21 protein-coding genes and 1 tRNA gene are annotated in these 17,990 nt (G+C 71.2%); 6 read left to right on the top strand and 16 right to left on the bottom strand.

All coding sequences use genetic code 11. The features are described 5' to 3' along the window. Positions 1–198: 198 nt before the first annotated feature. The 8 genes from HUT19_RS22740 to HUT19_RS22705 all read right to left on the bottom strand — a co-directional run bounded on the left by HUT19_RS22740 (position 199) and on the right by HUT19_RS22705 (position 4,995). On the bottom strand, positions 199–477 hold the full coding sequence (locus HUT19_RS22740) for a hypothetical protein (RefSeq protein ID WP_176182227.1): 279 nt from the start codon (positions 475–477) through the stop codon (positions 199–201). After that, positions 474–638 (bottom strand): hypothetical protein, encoded by a 165-nt coding sequence (locus HUT19_RS22735; protein WP_176182226.1) that lies wholly within the window; start codon positions 636–638, stop codon positions 474–476. The genes HUT19_RS22740 and HUT19_RS22735 overlap by 4 nt, the downstream gene beginning before the upstream one ends. Before the next feature lie 10 nt (positions 639–648). Then, complete coding sequence (locus HUT19_RS22730; RefSeq protein ID WP_176182225.1) at positions 649–1,125, bottom strand: phage terminase small subunit P27 family; 477 nt, start codon at positions 1,123–1,125, stop codon at positions 649–651. Between the two features lie 74 nt (positions 1,126–1,199). Further along, positions 1,200–1,805: a hypothetical protein gene (locus HUT19_RS22725; protein WP_176182224.1), complete on the bottom strand. Its 606-nt coding sequence runs from the start codon at positions 1,803–1,805 to the stop codon at positions 1,200–1,202. Further along, positions 1,802–2,005, bottom strand: a complete 204-nt coding sequence (locus tag HUT19_RS22720) for a hypothetical protein (RefSeq protein WP_176182223.1) — start codon at positions 2,003–2,005, stop codon at positions 1,802–1,804. Before HUT19_RS22720 ends, HUT19_RS22725 begins: the two co-directional genes overlap by 4 nt. A 10-nt stretch (positions 2,006–2,015) precedes the next feature. Next, positions 2,016–3,830, bottom strand: a complete 1,815-nt coding sequence (locus HUT19_RS22715; protein WP_217712277.1) for an ATP-binding protein — start codon at positions 3,828–3,830, stop codon at positions 2,016–2,018. Then, positions 3,827–4,792, bottom strand: a complete 966-nt coding sequence (locus HUT19_RS22710; RefSeq protein ID WP_254885720.1) for a bifunctional DNA primase/polymerase — start codon at positions 4,790–4,792, stop codon at positions 3,827–3,829. Before HUT19_RS22710 ends, HUT19_RS22715 begins: the two co-directional genes overlap by 4 nt. Next, entirely contained in the window at positions 4,789–4,995 is a 207-nt protein-coding gene (locus tag HUT19_RS22705; protein ID WP_176182222.1) for an AlpA family transcriptional regulator, read from the bottom strand. The genes HUT19_RS22710 and HUT19_RS22705 overlap by 4 nt, the downstream gene beginning before the upstream one ends. 134 nt (positions 4,996–5,129) lie before the next feature. On the opposite strand from HUT19_RS22705, the gene HUT19_RS22700 reads away from it, so the two are divergent. Together HUT19_RS22700 and HUT19_RS22695 are read left to right on the top strand one after the other, a co-directional pair. After that, a complete protein-coding gene (locus tag HUT19_RS22700; protein ID WP_176182221.1) occupies positions 5,130–5,687 on the top strand; it encodes a helix-turn-helix domain-containing protein in 558 nt (185 codons plus the stop codon). Beyond that, on the top strand, positions 5,629–6,876 hold the full coding sequence (locus HUT19_RS22695; protein ID WP_254885719.1) for a tyrosine-type recombinase/integrase: 1,248 nt from the start codon (positions 5,629–5,631) through the stop codon (positions 6,874–6,876). Before HUT19_RS22700 ends, HUT19_RS22695 begins: the two co-directional genes overlap by 59 nt. A gap of 99 nt (positions 6,877–6,975) precedes the next feature. On the opposite strand, the gene HUT19_RS22690 is transcribed toward HUT19_RS22695, so the two are convergent. After that, positions 6,976–7,048, bottom strand: a tRNA-Thr gene (locus HUT19_RS22690). 175 nt (positions 7,049–7,223) lie between these two features. Here HUT19_RS22690 and HUT19_RS22685 point away from each other — a divergent pair. From HUT19_RS22685 to HUT19_RS44005, 4 genes are all read left to right on the top strand, one after another. Further along, complete coding sequence (locus HUT19_RS22685; protein ID WP_176182220.1) at positions 7,224–8,360, top strand: ABC transporter ATP-binding protein; 1,137 nt, start codon at positions 7,224–7,226, stop codon at positions 8,358–8,360. 286 nt (positions 8,361–8,646) lie between these two features. Further along, complete coding sequence (locus tag HUT19_RS22680; protein ID WP_176182219.1) at positions 8,647–9,066, top strand: hypothetical protein; 420 nt, start codon at positions 8,647–8,649, stop codon at positions 9,064–9,066. 59 nt (positions 9,067–9,125) lie between these two features. Continuing rightward, positions 9,126–9,929, top strand: a complete 804-nt coding sequence (locus HUT19_RS22675) for a nucleotidyltransferase family protein (protein ID WP_176182218.1) — start codon at positions 9,126–9,128, stop codon at positions 9,927–9,929. After that, complete coding sequence (locus HUT19_RS44005; RefSeq protein ID WP_303332598.1) at positions 9,812–10,330, top strand: zinc-binding dehydrogenase; 519 nt, start codon at positions 9,812–9,814, stop codon at positions 10,328–10,330. The genes HUT19_RS22675 and HUT19_RS44005 overlap by 118 nt, the downstream gene beginning before the upstream one ends. Positions 10,331–10,438: 108 nt before the next feature. On the opposite strand, the gene HUT19_RS22665 is transcribed toward HUT19_RS44005, so the two are convergent. The 7 genes from HUT19_RS22665 to HUT19_RS22635 form a co-directional block, all read right to left on the bottom strand. Continuing rightward, positions 10,439–12,007 carry a DoxX family protein gene (locus HUT19_RS22665; protein ID WP_176187161.1) on the bottom strand — a complete coding sequence of 523 codons (1,569 nt, stop codon included), beginning with the start codon at positions 12,005–12,007 and terminating at the stop codon, positions 10,439–10,441. 302 nt (positions 12,008–12,309) lie between these two features. Continuing rightward, positions 12,310–13,266 (bottom strand): 23S rRNA (guanosine(2251)-2'-O)-methyltransferase RlmB, encoded by a 957-nt coding sequence (rlmB, locus tag HUT19_RS22660; protein WP_176182217.1) that lies wholly within the window; start codon positions 13,264–13,266, stop codon positions 12,310–12,312. Between the two features lie 196 nt (positions 13,267–13,462). Continuing rightward, complete coding sequence (gene cysS / locus HUT19_RS22655) at positions 13,463–14,863, bottom strand: cysteine--tRNA ligase (RefSeq protein WP_176182216.1); 1,401 nt, start codon at positions 14,861–14,863, stop codon at positions 13,463–13,465. A gap of 147 nt (positions 14,864–15,010) precedes the next feature. Further along, a complete protein-coding gene (locus HUT19_RS22650; RefSeq protein WP_176182215.1) occupies positions 15,011–15,415 on the bottom strand; it encodes a PPOX class F420-dependent oxidoreductase in 405 nt (134 codons plus the stop codon). Between the two features lie 114 nt (positions 15,416–15,529). Next, on the bottom strand, positions 15,530–16,081 hold the full coding sequence (gene ispF / locus HUT19_RS22645) for a 2-C-methyl-D-erythritol 2,4-cyclodiphosphate synthase (RefSeq protein WP_176182214.1): 552 nt from the start codon (positions 16,079–16,081) through the stop codon (positions 15,530–15,532). Beyond that, positions 16,071–16,871: a 2-C-methyl-D-erythritol 4-phosphate cytidylyltransferase gene (ispD, locus tag HUT19_RS22640; protein ID WP_176187159.1), complete on the bottom strand. Its 801-nt coding sequence runs from the start codon at positions 16,869–16,871 to the stop codon at positions 16,071–16,073. Before ispD ends, ispF begins: the two co-directional genes overlap by 11 nt. Positions 16,872–17,206: 335 nt before the next feature. Then, entirely contained in the window at positions 17,207–17,689 is a 483-nt protein-coding gene (locus tag HUT19_RS22635) for a CarD family transcriptional regulator (RefSeq protein WP_009716930.1), read from the bottom strand. Positions 17,690–17,990 lie beyond the last annotated feature (301 nt).

The raw sequence follows: 17,990 nt of genomic DNA, 5'->3' as shown, positions 1-17,990 counted from the left end.
TGCAACGGTGGGTCCCGGGCGGCGCCGAACTGAGCGGGCCGGAGAGCTGGCGGCGCCATTCCGCGGGGGTCTGCTCGGGACGGGCGACTTGGCGGCCGGACTGGCTACCGGTGGCCGCCGCCGCGCCCCTCGCATCCGCGCTCACGGAATGGTCGCTCGCGGTCCCTACTGCTGGCCGTCGATCAACCTGCGTTGATTCTACCGAGCCGGGCCGACTTCGCGGGAGATCTCGCGGCCGTCCCTGTAGGTCGTCAACTCCGCGCAGCCACACCGGCACGGCAGGAACCGGAGCCGCTGCACCGCGCGGCCGCCGTCCTCGATGAACCAGACGTCGCCCTCGGCGTCCATCAGCCGTCCCTGGGACGCCTCCGACGTCCACGCCCCCGGCGGCAACGCGGCCAGCTCCGCATGCTGCACGACGACCGCGAGCAGCCGCGCCCCGGCGGCGCGCCGTCCGTCCACCGGTTTCACCCTCATGTCCGCCTCCACAGCCTGTAGTCCCAGTCCTGCACGTCGATCGGGTCGCCCTCGGCGAACTCCTGCTGCCCGTCCACACGCGCCGGCCCCATCGGCACCCGCGCCGCTCGCGGCCGGTGCCAGTCCTGCTCGGCGGCGGGCGCCTGGTCGTCCTCGTCCATGCCTCTCTCCTCACGCAAACGGGTTGTCGTCGTCCTGGCCCTGGTCGTCGGTATCCGCCAGGCCGATCCGGACCCGGGCGTCCGTCGTCAGACCCAGTTCGCGCGCCCAGTACCGGAGCTGCTGCGACGCCTCCCGCATCGCCACCGTGGCCGGGTTCTTCACCATCCGCCCGCGGTCCATGTCAGACCGGCCCTCAACCACCGGCCCCCGATCCCGTACGTCCGCCGCGGCCGAAGCGAACGCCGACCACCACGAGCAGTAGGCCACCAACGCGGCCCGCTCGCCCTCGCGGAACCGGGTGGCGTCCATGGCGTACACCTCGGCCAACCGGTCCCACTCCGTCAGCCCGGCCTCGTCCAGCACTCCAGGGCGGTTCGACCAGTCCAACCCCAAGCCACCGATCTCGGCTTCCTTCGCGACGCGCAGCGCAGGCTTACGCTCGATGAGCTTCAACCCCTTCGGGGGGTCCGTTCGTCGTGCGGGCATGAGCCTTCCTCTCCAAAAGCGGTTCTGAACGCCGTTGGCGTGTGCCGAGTTGACCGCGGCGGGCCCCCGGGCGATCAGGGTGGTGATGCCGACACCTCTCCCCCCTGGTGGTCGCTGTGGTCGGAGCTGATTTCGTCAAGCCAGGCAAGGCCCGTGGTCTGGCCGACGCAGACAGCAGCGTGCGGGTACCAGCGGGCGACGGTGGGCGCGAGGCGGGCCAGGTGGGCGCTGAGGTGCAGCACCGCGCCGACGCTCGCGCGTTGGGCCCGGAAGGTTCCGGGCGGGTCGTCCCAGGGGCAGGCGTCTTCGATACGGCCGGCGGTGACGACCTGGCCGATGACGTCGGGGACGTACAGGACACCGTGGTGGGCACGGTCGGCGTGGTACGCGGTGCCTCCGATGACGCGCCATGCCTGAGGTGTGATGCCAGTTCGAGCAGGATGCTTTCGGATGCCGTCCAGGAGGTGCGACAGGTTGGGCATGACGCGGATGCCGCACTCACAGTCGGGCCATGGGGCGTCGTGGGGTCCGTGGTCGGTACGGCCGTGGTTGCAGACGGCGGTGACGTAGGACTGACGGGGCCAGGGCTGGCGGGCGTACGGGGTGTGGAACCCGCTGAGGCGGCCGTCGTCGGTGAGCTGCCACCATCGCCAGCCGACCGGGGTGGAAGTGTCGTTCACGGTGTCTCCTCGGGGTCGGGAGCCGGGCAGAGGGGGAGCGGCGTGCTCTGCCGCCATCCGGTCGTGCTGATGGCGGTGGAGAGCAACCGGGCGGCTTCGGAGCGGGTGATGGGCGTAAGGTCGTCGGCCCACTGCTCGGCAAGGGCGTGAGCCCGGGCGAGGGGACGTTCGTAAAGCCGGGCGTTCCGGGCGTCGTTCACGGTCGTCTCCTCAGCATCCGGGGTGTGTGGTCTGGCCGGGCTCGTAGGGGGTGAAGGGTTCACCGCACGCAACACAGGTGAGGTCATCAGAGAGTGGGCGCATTTCAGCGTCCCCAGCGTCCCCAGCGTCCCCCTCACGCCGTTCTCCCTGGTCAGGGGTGGCGCCTCGGGGGGACGCTGCGAAGAGCGCAGTGTCCCCCTCAGCGTTCCCCAGCGTCCCCCCGGTCGGCGGGGGGACGCTAGCGTCCCCCTCCCAGCGTCCCCCCTGTTCCCGCAGGCCAGCCCTGGTTTCGAGGGTGTTGGGGAACGCTGGGGACGCTGCTTCGTACCTTCTCTCTGCTGATGCCGTGAGCGTGTACAGCCGCTGCTTCTTCGGCTTGGGTCCGCGCTTGCTGTCGTCCACATCGATGCCGATGGTGCGCAGCGCCGGAGCGAGCCGCTTGAGCTGGCCACCCGCCCTCGTGGGGTCCTTCGGCCACTTCTTGGGCAGCCGGTCCGGGGTAGGAACGCGCTCCAGCAACTCCGAGGCGGTGAGGGTCAGGCCCTCGGCTCCCGCACGGTCCACGAGTGCGACGACGGCCTGAGCGAACGGCTCGCCGTCGAGCACGTCGGCCACCGCGTCCCGGGCGCTGGCCCGGTAGCTGTCCATGGTCGTCCAGCCCTGCACCTGGTCGACAGCGGCGAGGACGCGCGCGAAGTCGGCCATGCGGGGGCGTTCCGTCAGCTGGACCTCGGGGAGCACCTTGAGTACCTGGGCGAGCAGGTCGAACAGCGAGGCGAGGATGGCGGCGTGGGCGTCGGCGTACGCCGCGTCCATCTCGGCCTCTTCCCGCCGCTTGCTGTCCGGGATGGTGTGCAGCTCGATCATCAGCAGTCGCTCGGCCAGGTCCCCAGCGAGGGCCCCAGCGTCGATCGTCGTCATGGCCAGCACCCGCCGGAACTCCAGCACCACCACGTCGTCGTCGGTGTACAGGGCGCGGTCCACGATGCCGTCGCCGGTCACGGCCCGGCACAGCGCGTCGGACAGCCAGTCGGGGATGATCGAGACGTTGTCCAGGCACAGCGCCCAGGAGTTGAACGCCTGTGTGGCCCACGACTTGATGTCGCGCGGCGCGGTGCGCTTCGGGGCGCCGGAGGGATCAACGAGGCCGATCACCATCTTCGCGCTGTAGGACTTGCCGGTGCCCTGCTCGCCGCGGAACGTCAGGATCGGGTGTGGCAGGTCCGGGATGAACGCGGCGACCAGCCATGCGACGAGCAGGTGGAATCCCTCGTCGCTCATGTTCAGCAGGTCCCGCAGCTTGGCCAGCCCGTCGCCGTCGCTGACGGGAGCGGGCAGGGGCTTCATCGCCCCGGAGCGACGGAACAGCACCGGGGACCGGCTCTCGCGCCGCCAGCCGTCCGGGCCGACGACGACGCACCGGCCGTCCGACGTCGCCAGGTCGACCACGATGGTGTCGCCGTCACGGGCGACGCGCATGTGAGGCACGCGCGGGTCCTCGGCCTGGGCGGCGCCCTCCAACACGGTCATGGCGTCGGCGAGCGCGGATTGCGAGGGGGCGTTCCCGCCGTTGGCGTCGGTGTAGATCAAGGACAGCTCGGACCGCAGTCCAGCTTTGCCCCGGAGCGGACGAGCGATGTTGGGCCCGTCGCGCTTCACACCGTACGGGCGTCCGTCCTCGGACATGAACAGTTCGTAGCGCTCCCGGGCGAGGGCAACGAGCTGCGATGCCTGCGAAGGCCCGCGGCCCTTGCCCTCTTCGGCGAGCCCGGCCCGGCTCAGGATCTCCCGGGCCTGCTCGTCGAAGTCGTTCTCGTCGCTCATGCGCGGTTCCTCACGGGGGCGTTGCGGGCGCTTTTCACGGTGCGTTCGGCCGCTCGCTCGGGGTGGCCGAGGGAGACGGCCGCGTCGACCAGGGCGCGGCCGAACGCCTCGGCGTCGGCACCGGTCTCGTAACCGCGGCAGGCAGCCCAGTACAGGCGGTTGTTGAGTTCGCCCTCGGGGGCCTGGAGCACGAACTTGACCAGGCCGAGCAGCGCGGCCGAGCGGCGCGGGCCTGGCAGCGCAGGCGGCTCCGGGCGGGGGCGCCGGACCGGCGGCGGGGGCAGCATCAACGACAGCAGGGGGTCCGGCAGTTCGGCGACGTCGCGCAGCTCGGCGACGCGGTATACGCCCCTCGCGGTCCACGACCCGGGACCCACGAGGTAGCCGCCATATCCGCGGACGTCGATCCCGGGGCCGAGCTTGCTCGCGCTGTTGTGGACCGGGGCGCCGGCCGGACCCGTGAACCACAGATGCAGACCACCCGAGGGGGTGGCGATCACCATGGTGTCGGGCACGGTGAACGTGTGCTGCCTGGCGAGCGCGTCGAGGGAGACCACGCCGTCCACGCCGTTCTTCCGGTCAAGGTCGATGCCGAGCAGGGGATACGCCCCGCGCCCGCACGCAATGCCGTAGCCGGTGGCGTGCGGCGCAGCGGCGAAGAGCGCTGCGAGACGCTGAGCGTCTGTGGTGGCGTCGTGGACGCCGTGCCCGGGGCGCCCGCACGCCCCGCGGCACTGCGGGATACCGCGCGGGTCGTCGCGATGCGGGGACCGGATGGCGGGCAGCTTGGCCCGACCGATCGGAAAGACGTGCAGACCACGCCGCGCCGCGCTGGTGGCCGCGTGGAGCGCCTGCCGCCATGCGAGGCCGTGTGGCACGATGTCGACAGACCCGCCGCCCTGCTGGTCGTGTTGCGCCCCCGCCCGTGCCACCGGGTCGGGGGCGTTCTGCATGTCGGTCATGCCGCCGTGCCCCCGGTCTGAACCGTCCGGGCATCGAGCCACCGATCGATCGCGGATCGGCGGTAGTGCACTCGTGCCGACCTCGCTGGACTGGTCTTGATGTAGTCGGGCCCCATGCCCATCCACCGCCAGTTGGCGAGCGTCTGCGCATCGATGCCGTATTCGGCTTCCACGTCCTTGGGGGTCAGGAGCGGGTCGGTCATGTCTCGCGCACCTCTTGTTTCCCGGAACATGTGTTGCACGTTAGCACCATCTGTTGTTAGATAGAGCCATGAGTCAGATGGTAGTGCACACAAGCGGAATAACAAGGCGAGCCTTGTTGCATACGCTGGTGCCCATGACTGAGCAGCAGCGCGGGCGCCGCGCGATCGAGATCGGGCCCACCGGCAAGACCGTCGCGGCGAACCTTTCGCGTCTCCGCGAACGCCGCGGCATCACAACCCGACAGCTCTCCGGGATGCTGGAACGAGCTGGGCGCTCCATCCCGGCCTCGGGCATCACGCGCATGGAGAAGGGTGAGCGGGTCGTGACGAGCGACGACCTCGCCGCCCTGGCGGTAGTTCTCGGTGTGTCGCCTGCCGCGCTGCTCCTCCCCCTGACCGACTCCGACCAAGAGTCGGTTGAGGTAACGGGCATGGGCCCCACACCCGCATCGGACGCTTGGGCATGGGCCAGCACGCGCCGCCCACTGAAGATGGCCCCGGGGAACGAGCAGACCGAACTGCTGGAGTACCAGCTGTACGGCCTCCCGCCCTGGCTGCGGGACCTATGGGGGCAGATGGCGAAGGCGGGGGACGTCACCGGGCTCCCGCCGCGTCGGCTCCGCGAGCTGCTGGATGGGCTCGCCGAGGACGTCGACCGACTACGTGATCAGGCGGGGGGAGAGGATGGCTAGGGTCTGGATTGAGGACCGCGCCGGCCACGCCGACTACCAGGCAGCCATGGAGAAGTGGCAGGCCGCGAAGAAGGCGGGCAGCAAGCGGCAGCCGCCGGGCAGGTGGCGGGTGCGCTGGTACGGGCCGGATGGCAAGCCGAAAGCCAAGACGTTCCAGAAGTTGCCGCAGGCCGAGGCGGAGAAGCAGACGCTGACCGGGCGACTCGACAAGGGTTCGTACCGTGACCCGCAGTCGGGCAAGGCTGCCGTGACGGTTGTGGCCGAGGAGTGGTTCGGCAAGCTGCGCAAGCAGGGCCGCCGCACCAAAGCGGACTACCGGGAGATCCTGGACAGCTACGTCCTCCCCTACTGGGGATCGTGGCAGGTTGCGGCGATCGCCTGGGACGACGTCTCGACGTGGGTTGACGAGCTGTGCGAGAAGCCCGGCAAGTCCGGACGGAAGCTCGGCGCGGCCCGCGTGGTGAAGATCTATCGGGTGTTCTCCGCGGTGTTGAAGCACGCGGTGAAGTCGCACCGGATCGCGGCCAGTCCGGCGACGGAACACGACCTGCCGCGCCGCGATGACGACGACGATCACGTATACCTCTCGCACGAGCAGCTTGAGGCCCTGGCCAACGCGGCGGGTGAGTACCGGCTGCTGGTGCTGACGCTCGGCTACTGCGGCATCCGGTGGGGCGAGGCGATCGCGGCCAAGGGCCGGCGGCTCAACGTCGACACGCGACGGCTGCGCATCGTCCAGGCGTACAGCGACGTCAAGGGCAAGCTCGAACTCGGGCCGGTGAAGACGCACGAGAAGCGTTCGGTGCCGCTCCCCCGGTCGTTCGCCGAGGAACTGCGGCCGATAGGGGACGCGGCGGGGGCGGACGGGCTCTTGTACACCGCGCCGGAAGGCGGACCGCTCCGATACTCGAACTTCCGGGGCAGGATCTTCGACCCTGCGGTGAAGGCGGCCGGGCTCACCGAACTCGGGATCACGCCGCACAAGCTGAGGCACACCGCGGCGTCGCTCGCCATCGCGGCCGGCGCTGACGTCAAGGTGGTTCAGCTCATGCTCGGACACAAGTCCGCGGCGATGACGCTGGACGTGTACGGGCACCTGTGGCCGGATCGGCTGGACGAGGTCGCCGACGCACTCGACATCGGGCGGAATGCCGCTCTCGAAAAGCTGCGTGCGCAGCTCGCCGCCTAGGGGGCGCTGAATCCGTGTGTACAGAATGCGTACTGCGCTCACGGGCGCCCCCTGGCGGGGAAGCGTCCAACCGGTCTGTGACCAGGGTCTTCCGCTCAGAGCCGACTGTCGGGTTCGAACCGACGACCTTCGCTTTACAAGAGCGGTGCTCTACCAGCTGAGCTAAGTCGGCGTCCCCAGCAGTGTACCCATCTCCCGAGGGTGATCCGTTCGAAAATTCTCACCCTTCACCTAGAGACAGATCACCCCTCCCCGGGATAGCGTCACGCCAATCCACTTCAGTGGACTAGACCCACCTTTACTCGGATCGTCCGGCACGTTCCTGCCGGTGAAGGGATCAGATCGCCATGGCCACGGTCACGTACGACAAGGCAACCCGGGTGTACCCGGGCACCGAGAAGCCCGCCGTCGATCAACTCGACATCGCCATCGAGGACGGTGAATTCCTCGTCCTCGTCGGACCGTCCGGCTGTGGGAAGTCCACCTCGCTGCGGATGCTCGCCGGGCTCGAGGACGTCAACGGGGGCGCCATCCGGATCGGTGACCGGGATGTCACCCACCTGCCGCCGAAGGACCGGGACATCGCCATGGTGTTCCAGAACTACGCGCTGTACCCGCACATGACCGTCGCGCAGAACATGGGCTTCGCGCTCAAGATCGCGGGCGTCAACAAGACCGAGATCCGGCAGAAGGTCGAGGACGCGGCGAAGATCCTCGACCTCACCGAGTACCTGGAGCGCAAGCCCAAGGCGCTCTCCGGTGGTCAGCGGCAGCGGGTGGCGATGGGCCGCGCGATCGTGCGGGAGCCGCAGGTGTTCCTCATGGACGAGCCGCTGTCCAACCTGGACGCCAAGCTGCGTGTGCAGACCCGTACGCAGATCGCGAGCCTCCAGCGGCGCCTCGGGATCACCACCGTTTACGTCACCCACGACCAGGTCGAGGCCATGACGATGGGCGACCGGGTGGCCGTGCTGAAGGACGGGCTGCTCCAGCAGGTCGACTCGCCGCGCCACATGTACGACCGCCCCGCCAACCTCTTCGTCGCGGGCTTCATCGGCTCCCCGGCGATGAACCTGATCGAGGTGCCGATCACCGACGGCGGGGTGAAGTTCGGCAACAGCGTGGTCCCGGTCAGCCGGGAGGCGCTCAGCGCCGCCGCCGACAAGGGCGACCGTACGGTCACCGTGGGTGTCCGGCCCGAGCACTTCGACGTGGTCGAGCAGAACGGCGCCGCCGCCAAGGCCCTGACCAAGCAGTCCGAGGACGCCCCGGCCGGGCTCGCCGTCACCGTCAACGTGGTCGAGGAGCTCGGCGCCGACGGTTACGTCTACGGCACCGCCGAGGTCGGCGGCGAGGTCAGGGACCTGGTCGTGCGCGTCAACGGCCGCCAGGTGCCGGAGAAGGGCGCCCAGCTGCACGTCGTGCCGCGGCCGGGTGAGATCCACGTCTTCTCGACCTCCACCGGTGAGCGGCTCAGCGACTGAGCCCGCCCCTGAGGGAGTTCACGGCGCCGTTCGTCCGCTCGCGCGGGCGGGCGGCGCCCTTGTTGTTCTGCCGGGGTGGGCTGGGGGACGCGGCGCTCCGGGTGACGTCATCACGTTGTCGATAAATTCCCCGACAATTGCGGCATTTTGGACAGCAACGTCAACGCATCCGCCCTCAAAGGTGGCATTCCATCACCCACCTCAGTGACTGAATGTCGCCAAATCGTCGCTCCTCGCTACGATCACCGCGTACCGCAGTCCCGATCGACCCGCGAGGAACACCCCCGTGAACACCGCAGCCCGCCGCATCGGCAGAACTCTCGCCCTCGTCCTCCCCGTCGTCCTCGTCCTCTCCGGGACGCTCGCGGTCACCCGCGTCCCGTGGGCCTCGCCGAGTGCCGAGTCGCAGATCCTCACCGCGTCCGCCAACAGGGCGTCCACCCAGGCCACCCATCGCGCCCCGCACGAGCTGCTGCGCGACCGACTGCTCGCCGAGCTCCAGGAGAAGGACCCGGCGGTGGCCCTCACCCACCTCCAGGTGGCGGCCAACGAGCGGCCCTCCCTCGCCAAGCACTGTGCGTCCATCGCCCGTGCGCTCGGCCGCGCCGCGGTCGCCAAGTACGGCGGTGCGGCCCGTGCCCAGGCGTACGCTCGCCCCGTGTGCGACACCTCGTTCGCCTCCGGCATCACCCAGGCGTACCGCTGACCGCGCCCCCTCATCCAGCTCCGCCTGCGGCGGTCCCGGCACCGCATATGGTGCGGTCCATGACCGATGACGACGACCGCAGGCACGGGCACCACCCACAGGCCGCGCGCCCCACCCAAGCCGTCGTCCTGGCCGGAGGCCAGGGCTCGCGGCTGCGCCCGTACACCGACGACCGCCCCAAGCCGATGGTCGAGATCCCGGGCACCGGGACCCCGATCATCGGCCACCAGCTCGCCTGGCTGGCCGCCGAAGGCGTCACCGACGCCGTCGTCTCCTGCGGCCACCTCGCCGCCGTCCTCCAGGACTGGCTGACGTCGGCGGAGCTGCCGCTGCGGGTGACGACGGTCGTCGAGAAGGAGCCGCTGGGCCGCGGCGGCGGTCTGAAGTTCGCCGCCGCCTCGCTTCCCCACCCCGACCGGCCCTGGTACGCCACCAACGGCGACATCTGGACCCGCTTCTCGCTCCGCGACATGGCGGACTTCCACCACGAGCGCGGCGCGGTCGCCACCCTCGCGCTGGCGCGCCCGCGCATCCCGTGGGGCGTGGTGGAGACGGACGAGTTCGGTCATGTCCTCGACTTCATCGAGGCGCCGCCGTCCCCGTACCTCATCAACGCGGGGGTGTACGTCTTCGCCGCCGACTTCACGTCGCTGCTGCCGAACCGCGGCGACCACGAGCGCACCACCTTCCCGCGCCTCGCGCGCGAACGCCGTCTGGCGGGCTTTCCGCTTCCTCACGGGGCGTACTGGCGGGCGATCGACACCGCCAAGGACCTCACCGAGGCCGCCAAGGAACTGGCCGCGGGCCCGGCCCCGCACGGCCACGGTCCCCTCACCGCCACCCCGCCCGTCCCCCACACCTGAGTTCACGGCTGAGATCACGGCTGAGATCACGCCTGAGCTCGGTCCTGCGGCGGCCCGGCCGCGAGCGGGGCGCGGCCGGGCGGCGGCCCGGCACCCCGGCCGCCTCACGGCAGCGCGCCGCATCCGGCGCGGGGGTCCTCGCCGACTCCGTCGCGCCGGCCGGTGATGCGGACAAGGTCATCACCATTGCCGACCCGTCCTTCGCCGAGCACGGCGTGCGGTTCACCGGTATGGACCCGGCCGATCGCTTCCCCGAGGCCCTGCCCGTGCCGGCCGCACTGATCGCCGCCGGCACGCTGGACGTCCCCGTCTGGCGGACCTATCCGCTCGCCGAGGCCGCCCGGGCCCACGCCGATATCGAAGCCGACCGCGACCAGGGCAAGGTCGTCCTCCTGCCCTGACCCGGGCTGCCCTGCCCCTGAGACCCGGGCCACCGCCTCGCCCAACCACCGGGCGGGACCCCGGCGTTGCGCGTCGCGCGCCGCGTCCGCGCCGCGGACCGGCGGGCGTCAGCCGAGGAGGCCGCCCAGAGCGGCTTCCTCGCCGCCGCTCTCGCTGTAGCCGCCGTACCCGCCGTCCTCCTCCGCCGGGGCTTCCTCCGGGCCGCCGCCGGTCACCCCGCCTCCGGCGCCGTCGCCGAGGGACGGCGGGCTCATCGTCGTCCTCGGGGCGACGGGAGCCCGGCGCGGGGACTGCGGGGTGGTGCCGAGGCCGGGCTGCGACTGGCTCGGTCGGCCGGACCCGTCCAGCGGCCCCGTCGCGCTCGGCTGCCCCGGGACGGAGGACGACGCCGACGCGGACGGGCTCGGGCTCGTCCGCGGGCGCTCGCTCGGGGACGGGGCGCCGCTGGTGCCCACCGGGCCGCGCGTCCCGCCGCGCGGGCTCTCCATGGACTTCCGCGGCAGCGGCGAGCCCGGCACGCTGTTCGTCGGCACATCCCTCGGCTCCGGCGCCCGCACCGTCTCCGCGGACCGAACGGCACCGCCCAGCGTCGAGCCGACCAGCAGGGTCAGCCCGGCCACCACCATCGCCATCACGGTGCCCCGGCGCAGCACCCGGCGCCGCAGGTCCCACAGCTCGGCGCGCGGGCCGAGCCGCCGCCACGCCTCGCCCGCGAGGCGGGCGTCGGCCGAGTACACCGGCGCGCCCGCGATCAACAGGGGGCTCCATGCGGCGAGGTAGATGATGTCGGGGGCGTCGTAGACCGGCACCGTACGCCAGCTCACGGTGAGGATCAGCGCGGCGGACAGCAGCGCCCCGAACGCCGCCGCCAGCCGCTGCCACAGCCCCAGGACGGTGAGTACGCCGACCACGATCTGGAGGAACGCGACCGTCAGCCCGGCGCCCACCGGGTGCTCGAGCGCGAGGTCCCGCAGCGGTTCGGCGATCGGCCAGGGGTGCAGCGACCGCAGCCAGGTGACCATCGAGCCGCGTTCGCCGCCGTCGAAGTAGACGGGGTCGGAGAGCTTGCCCATCCCGGCGTAGACGGAGATGAAGCCGAGGAAGATGCGGAGCGGGAGGAGGACGATGCCCAGGTTCATCCGCCGCCCGGGGTAATAGGCCTGGCGTACGGAGTCGGAGTGGCGGCGCGGGCGCGGGACGGCGGCCTGGTGGGGCGCGCCCGGCTCCTCGTACCGGCCCTGGTCCCAGCCCTGGTCCCGGTCCCGGTCACGGTCGGGCAACTCCCCCGCTCGCGGCGGGCGTTGTCCGGGCCCGGACCGCGGTACCGTCTCGGTGCGCGGGCTGCGCGGCCCGATGACGGTGGGCTGGCCCTCGTCGATCGCGATCCGTGGCAGCACCTGGGTGGCGCCCACATCGTCGGCTCGCTCGCCGAGGCCGTCGGCCACGCCCTCCTCGGAGTACCGCACGGCCTGGAGGAGCCGGGTCGCCGCCGTGTCACCGCCGGGCCGGGTGCGGCCGCTCCACACCACGGGCGGGCGGCGCCGGGCCGGGGCCGGGACGCGGGCGAACCGGGCCGTGTCCGCCAGCGCGCTGCTCACGACCGGGGCGCTGAGCTGCACCCGGAAGCTCGGGGCGTTGACGGCGACCTGCGCCGGATCGCATGGCACCTTGGCCATGGTCAGCTGCGGCTCGTCGTCGAATCCCGGCGCGCGTCCCGCCAAGGGCGTGCGGGCTTTTCTGGTCTCCACACTCAACTAACCGAGTGACTGGCGGGAAAGACACTGGCCGTGACCGTCTTGTGCTGTCCGAGGCCCGTCAAGTCAAGATCGTCGAGCGGAACGCACCGCACAGCGCGGCGCCCGCGTTCAGGGACTCCGCGCCGCCCCGGCCCACCGCGCCCCTCCGCGGCCGGGCACGCCCGCCGACGCGCCCGCCCCTGCGCCGCGCGCCCCCGCCGGGGCGCGCGCCGTGCACGCCGCTATCCGCGCCGACGCGCCGCCTCGTACAGGACGACGCCCGCCGCGACACCCGCGTTCAGGGACTCCGCACCGCCCGGCATCGGGATCCGGACGCGCACATCGCAGGTCTCGCCGACCAGCCGCGACAGGCCCTTGCCCTCGCTGCCGACGACGATCACGACCGGGCCGTCCAGCACCTCCAGGTCCTGGAGCTCGACCTCGCCGTCGGCGGCCAGGCCGATCACGGTGAGCCCGGCCTTCTGGTAGGACTCCAGCGCACGGGTGAGGTTGGTCGCCCGGGCGACCGGAGTGCGGGCGGCGGCGCCCGCGGAGGTCTTCCAGGCGCCCGCGGTCATCCCGGCCGCGCGCCGCTCCGGCACCACCACACCATGGCCGCCGAAGGCGGACACCGAACGCACCACCGCGCCGAGGTTCCGCGGGTCGGTGACCCCGTCGAGGGCGACGATCAGCGGGTCCTCGCCCTCGTCGAAGGCGGCGGCGCTCAGGTCCTCGGGGTGGGCGTACTCGTACGGCGGGACCTGGAGCACCAGGCCCTGGTGGTTGAGTCCGTTGGTCATCCGGTCCAGCTCGGGGCGCGGGGCCTCCATCAGGTGGATGCCACCGCGGTCGGCGGCCAGCTTCAGCGCCTCGCGCACCCGGTCGTCGCTGTCGATGAACTGCTGGACGTACAGCGTGGTCGCCGGAACGCCCTCGCGCAGCGCCTCGACCACCGGGTTACGGCCCACCACCAGCTCGTTGGTGCCCTTACCGGCGCCCCGGCGCGGGGCCGGGCGCCCCGTGGCTGCCTTGCGGGCGCGGGCGTTGGCCGCGCGCTGCTTGACATGCCCCTTGCGCATCTCGGCGGGCGGCGTGGGGCCCTTGCCCTCCAGCGCCCGGCGCCGCTTGCCGCCACTGCCGACCGTCGCGCCCTTCTTGTTGGCGGTGCGGCGGTTCCTGCGCTGGCTGTTGCCGGCCATGAATGTCACCTGTCTCTTGACTGCTCAGCGCTGCTCGGCAAGCGGGCAAACGTAACGGGAAAGCGTATGCGGAAACGTAGGGGGAGCGAAAATGTGGGGAGAGACGTAGCGGGAAACGTATGTACGGTCATCAGTGTGCCGCCCGGCGGGCCGGGCGGCACAAAGACGGAGGTCAGGGAGAGGCCGGAGCGGCGCCTCAGCGGCTGCCCAGCTCCCATCGCGGCCCCGACGGAGTGTCCTCGATCACCAGACCCGACTGCTGGAGCTGATCGCGGATCGCGTCCGCCGTCGCGTAGTCCTTGCGGGTCCGCGCGGCCTGCCGCTGCTCCAGGACCAGCCGGACGAGCGAGTCGACCACACCGTGCAGATCCTCGCCCCGGTCCGAGCCGCCCGACCAGTGCTCGTCGAGCGGGTCCAGGCCCAGGACGCCCAGCATGGCCCGCACCTCGGCCAGCCGCGCGACCGCCGACTCCTTGTCGTCGGCGGTCAGGGCGGAGTTGCCCTGCCGGACGGCGGTGTGGATGACCGCGAGCGCCTGCGGCACGCCGAGGTCGTCGTCCATCGCCTCGGCGAACGCCGGCGGCACCTCGGCGGCGGGAGCGACCGCCTTCCCCGCCTTTTCTGTCACCCGCTGGACGAAGCCCTCGATCCGGGCGAACGCGGACTCCGCCTCGCGCAGGGCCTCCTCGCTGTACTCGATCGTGGACCGGTAGTGCGGGGTGCCCAGGTAGTAGCGGAGCACGATGGGGCGCCAGCGCTTGACCATCTCGGAGACCAGCACCGAGTTGCCGAGCGACTTGCTCATCTTCTCGCCGCTCATGGTCACCCACGCGTTGTGCGCCCAGTACTCGGCGAAGTCGTCGCCGAACGCCTTGGCCTGCGCGATCTCGTTCTCATGGTGCGGAAAGATCAGATCGATACCGCCGCCGTGGATGTCGAAGACCCGGCCGAGGTACTTGTGGGCCATCGCCGAGCACTCCAGGTGCCAGCCCGGCCGGCCACGGCCCCAGGGGGTCTCCCAGCTGGGCTCCCCCGGCTTCGCCGCCTTCCACATGGCGAAGTCGCGGTGGTCGCGCTTACCGGTCTCGCCCTCGCCGGAGGGCTGGCGCAGCCCGTCCAGCTCCTGGTTGGAGAGCCGGAGGTACTCCGGGAACGAGCGCACGTCGAAATAGACATTGCCCTCGGCGACATAGGCGTGGCCCCGGTCGATCAGGGTCCGCATCATCTCGATCATCTCGGGGATGTGGCCCGTGGCCCGCGGCTCGTAGGTGGCGGGCAGGCAGCCGAGGGTGTCGTACGCGCTGTTGAAGGCGCGCTCGTTCTCGTAGCCGATCGCCCACCACGGCCGGTTCTGCTCGACCGACTTGGCGATGATCTTGTCGTCGATGTCCGTGACATTGCGGATGAGGGTCACGTCGTAGCCGCGGTGCAGAAACCAGCGGCGCATGATGTCGAAGTTCAGATTGGACCGGACGTGCCCGATGTGCGGAGCGGCCTGCACGGTCGCGCCACACAGGTAGATCGAGACGCAGCCCGGCGTGAGCGGGATGAAGTCACGGATCTGCCGGGCGCTGGTGTCGTACAGCCGAATAGTCACGCATCAAGGGTAGTGGGAAGGCGGCAGTGCCCCGCGCCCGATCCGGCCGAGGGACACATAAGCGTGACACTTGGGGCGCCTCGGTCAGTCCTCCGGTCAGCCCTCCGGCGTCCTGGCCGCTCGGGGAGCGGCCAGGACGCCGGTCGCTCAGAGGGAGCCGACGATCCTCTTCGGTGTGATCCGCACCACAATCCGCTCGCTGTCCTGCGCGGACGCCGGGTTGAACTCGGCGTACTTCTTGCCCGCGTACTTCAGCGACAGCTCGTCGATCAGCGCGTTGCCGCCCTCGGTGGTGTACGACGCGGTACCGCGGATCTCGGCGTACGTGTACGGGGAGTCGGCGGGCTGGACCAGGACCGACACCCGCGCATCCCGGTCGATGTTCCGCTGCTTCTGTCGCCCCATCGTGGTCGAGAACAGCAGCTCGTCCCCGTCACGCTTCACCCACACCGGTGACATCTGCGGGCTGCCGTCGGCCTGGACGGTGCCGACGACGATGAAGACGGGGCTGTCGAGGAGGCGCTTGAGGTTCTCGGAGAGTGCGGTGGCCACGGCGGATCCTTCCCTCACGACGGGTCGTTCACGGTGGGCTGAGCTCCGCCTGGGCCGGCGAAGCGTACGGAAGCGGGTCGCGGGTACCCGTTTCCGTACGTACCCAACGCACCGTCAGAGGTCAGCACCCTCGCGGGGAACAGGGCCCGTACGGACCACGAGCGCCGTGGCGACCGCCGCCAGCCCCTCGGCCCGGCCGGTCAGCCCGAGGCCGTCCGTCGTGGTGCCGGAGACCGAGACGGGCGCGCCGACCGCGGCCGACAGCGCCTTGACCGCCTCCTCCCGGCGCTTGCCGATCTTGGGGCGGACGCCGATCACCTGGATCGCCACATTGCCGATCCCGAACCCCGCGGCGCGTACGATCCGGGCCGCCTCGGCGAGCAGGGTGACCCCGGCGGCGCCGGACCACTCGGGGCGGTCGGTGCCGAAATGGGCGCCGAGGTCGCCGAGCCCGGCGGCGGAGAAGAGCGCGTCACAGGCCGCGTGGGCGGCGACATCGCCGTCGGAGTGCCCGGCCAGGCCGTACCCCCCGTACTCCTCGGCGTCCCACAGCAGACCCGCGCACCACAGCTCGCGGCCCTGCTCGAAGGCGTGCACATCCGTGCCGATGCCCACCAGGGGCAGCGGGGGCACCTCGGCGGCGGGGCGGGGCGTCTCAGAAGCCATCGTTGGCCCTCCTGCGCGCGAGAACCGCCTCCGCCAGCACCAGGTCCAGCGGCCGGGTCACCTTGAACGCCTCCTCATGGCCGGGTACGACCACGACCTCGACGCCGAGCCGCTCGACCATCCCCGCGTCGTCCGTGGCCCCGTCGCCCTCCAGGACGATCTTCTCGTGGGCCTCGACCAGCGTGGCGCGGTCGAAGCCCTGCGGCGTCTGGACGGCGCGCAGCCGGGCGCGCTCGGGGGTGCCGACGACCGGCTCGGGCTCACCGGCCCGCTCGCCGGTGCGCGGCTCGACCTGCTTGACGGTGTCGGCCAGCGGCAGCGCGGGGACGACGGCGGGCGCCCCGTCCCGTACGGCGGCGATCACCGCGTCCACCGTGTCCTCGGGGACCAGCGGACGCGCGGCGTCGTGGACCAGCACGGTGGAGACGTCCTCGGGTACGGCGGCCAGGCCCAGCCGGACGGACTCCTGACGGGTCTCCCCGCCGGGGACGACCACCACATCGGCGCCGCGGCCGGTCAGCGGGTAGGCGTCCAGCAGCCGCTGGACCTCGTCGGCGCCGTCCGGCGGGGCGACCACGACCACAAGGGAGACGGAGCGGGATCCGGCCATCGCCCGGACGGCGTGAACCAGCATCGGCGTACCGCTCAGCGGACGCAGCGCCTTGGGCGCACCGGGGCCCAGCCGCACGCCACGGCCCGCGGCCGGGATCACGGCGGCGGTACGGGCGGGGCGCTCGGGCGCGCCGGAGCCGCCAGGACTCGTGGTTACGGACTTTGAGTTGGCGTTCAGGTTTGCTTCCTCGACCGAAATGGGTATGGCCACAGCGTGCCGGGCGCGATGCGCCGACCAGCCCCTTCCGTGACGACTGGTCGAGCCAGTGCCCAGGGCCCGGCACACCTTTCGCTCCATCTGTACCGCGATCCATCCGCACGGCGACCGCGACATCCGCACACGGCGACACCGGCACGCAGCGGCACCGGTGCGACGCCGATACGCACTGGTCCGGCACACGGTGCGGTGGACCGGGACCCCAGGGTCCCGGTACGCGCACATGCCGCAGCGCCCGGCGACAGACGGCTTAGAACAGCAAGTCTGAGTCACTCGGGCACCGCGGCAGTGATGTGTCAGGACGCGAGAACCTCATCAAGCAGGGCCTCGGCCTTGTCCTCATTGGTGCTCTCGGCGAGGGCCAGCTCGCTCACCAGAATCTGGCGGGCCTTGGCGAGCATGCGCTTCTCACCGGCGGAGAGTCCGCGCTCACGCTCTCGGCGCCACAGGTCGCGCACAACCTCGGCGACCTTGATCACGTCGCCGGAGGCGAGCTTCTCGAGATTTGCCTTGTAGCGACGGGACCAGTTAGTCGGCTCTTCCGCATAAGGTGCTCGCAGCACCTCGAAGACCCGGTCCAGCCCGTCCTGGCCAACCACATCACGCACACCGACGAACTCCGCATTGTCCGCCGGCACACGAACCGTCAGGTCACCCTGAGCGACCTTCAGCACCAAGTAGGTCTTGTCCACGCCTTTGATCTGGCGAGTTTCGATGGCCTCGATCAGCGCGGCCCCGTGATGGGGATAGACCACGGTGTCGCCAACCTTGAACGTCATGTGACAGGTACCCCTTCCGTGGCTATCCAGGGTAACACGGGAACGCCTTCTTCTGAATGGCGTTTTCGCAGGTCAGGGCATATCTCGGGGCTTGACAACAGCGGCCGGAACGTGCTGGGAGAGGTAGGCGGAACCGGGTATTCGCAGGTGGGAGCCGCTGTGAAGGCGGGCTGAAACCCGCGCGCCACCCGTCCCGAGAAGGTGCCACGAGCGGCCGTACGTCCCGTTTTGCCGGAGTCCAGTCGATGGACTTCCGCTACTCCGTTCGGGCCAGGAGGCGTCAGATCCGGCCCCGATTCAC

It is taken from the genome of Streptomyces sp. NA02950 (assembly GCF_013364155.1).
Taxonomy (GTDB): Bacteria; Actinomycetota; Actinomycetes; order Streptomycetales; family Streptomycetaceae; genus Streptomyces.
The sequence above is the reverse complement of the archived record's forward strand: the minus strand, read 5'-3'. Positions and strand labels throughout refer to the sequence as shown.